The sequence below is a fragment of the Luteibacter sp. P4_D7_3 genome (assembly GCF_056401735.1).
On record NZ_JBFUIT010000532.1, the window covers coordinates 1 to 1,544 of the forward strand.

Annotated in this window: 2 protein-coding genes; one reads left to right on the plus strand and one right to left on the minus strand. The window is 67.0% G+C overall.

All coding sequences use genetic code 11. The features are described from left to right. A partial coding sequence (locus AC1DSN_RS22400) for an aromatic amino acid lyase (RefSeq protein WP_477333010.1) occupies window positions 1-944 on the plus strand: 944 nt, incomplete at its 5' end. Window positions 945-951: 7 nt separating this feature from the next. Here the strand turns inward: AC1DSN_RS22400 and AC1DSN_RS22405 are convergent. Further along, on the minus strand, window positions 952-1,544 hold a 593-nt coding region (locus AC1DSN_RS22405; RefSeq protein ID WP_477333012.1), incomplete at its 5' end, for a LuxR C-terminal-related transcriptional regulator.

Genomic DNA, 1,544 nt, shown 5'->3' on the forward strand with positions numbered 1-1,544 from the left:
GCTGGGACTGGGTCCCTGCCACCCAGCGCCATGGCAAGGAAGCGTTCTACTCGCGCTTCCTTCCGTTCAAGGGCGGCAAGAAGCACCAGCCGCAGGATGCGTACTGCCTGCGTTGCGCGCCGCAGGTGCACGGCGCCGTTCGCGATGCCTGGGAGCAGGCCTGCCGCGTGTTCGACATCGAACTGAATGCGGTCACCGACAACCCGCTGGTCTTCCCGGACGCCGAGAATGCCCAGGTGATCGAAGACCAGGTGATCTCGGCCGGCCATTTCCACGGCATGCCGCTCGCCTTGGCGATGAGTTACGTGAAGGCAGCGATTCCCGTGCTCGCCTCGATTTCCGAACGCCGCACCGCGAAGCTGGTCGACCCGGCCAATAACGATGGCCTGCCGGCGTTCCTCATCGGCAACGAGGACGCGACCGATTCCGGCTTCATGATCGTGCAGTACACCGCGGCGGCCTTGGTCAACGACCTCGCGACGCGCGCGCACCCGGCCTCGGTTTACTCCGTGCCGACCAGTGCCAACGCGGAGGACCACGTGTCCATGGGTGCCAACGAGGCACGCCACGTTCTCGAAATGACCGAAGACCTCGGCCACGTGCTTGCGATGGAGTTGTACACGGCCGCGCAGGCGTTGGAATACCGCCAGGACATGCTCAACGCCGCGCGGACCCTGGCCCATCGTGGCGACTGGGAAGCCCTGGCGGCGAAGATCAACGGCGCGCCGCGCAGCGATTCGCCGCACTACGCACGTTTCGAGAGCGAAGTGCGGGCGCTCATGGATGCGCTGGCGCGCGCCGAGGATTTCCATGGCGGCGTCGCGGTGCGTGCCGCCCTGTCTACCCTGCGCGAGCACATCGCCTTTATGCAGCGCGACCGCGCGATGGACGGCGACGTGCGCCTGATGTGCGAACTGGTGGCCTCCGGCCGCCTGGTCGCCTGAGCAGGCGCTACAGCGCGAAGAATCGCAGACTGGCCGCCGCCTCGATCGCCGGCGACCAGTCCTCGAGCATGCCGGCGCGGACGCCTGCCAGGTACTGGTAGAGCTGGGCGTCGTTGATGAGGCCCAGCTTGGCCATGGCCGAGCGTTTCTGTCGACTGATGGTCTTCAGGCTGCGTCCCATCGAGGCGGCGATGTCCACCAGTCCGTATCCCTGCGCATAGGCGCGTAACACCTCTACCTCACGTGGCGACAGCCGCGTGGCGAGGTCGTCGGCGTTGTCTGCGCAATCCGCTTCGTGGAACAGGCGCCGAACGGCCGGGCTCAGGTATGAGCGTCCGACCTCCGCCGCGTGCACTGCCACCGGGACATCGCGGAGGCTGGTCCGTTTGTCGAAGATGGCAGCCACGCCCACGTCCAGCAGGGTGCGCAGGATGGCGGGATTGGACAGCATGGTGAGCACGACGATGCCGGTGTCCGGGCGAAGGGCGCGGATGCGGCGGATCATCGGCATGCCGTCGGGCTGGCTGCCTTCGGGCATGGAGAAGTCGGTGACGACGACGTCGCAGGGGTGGTCGGTGAGGGCGTCGAAGAGGGCATCGG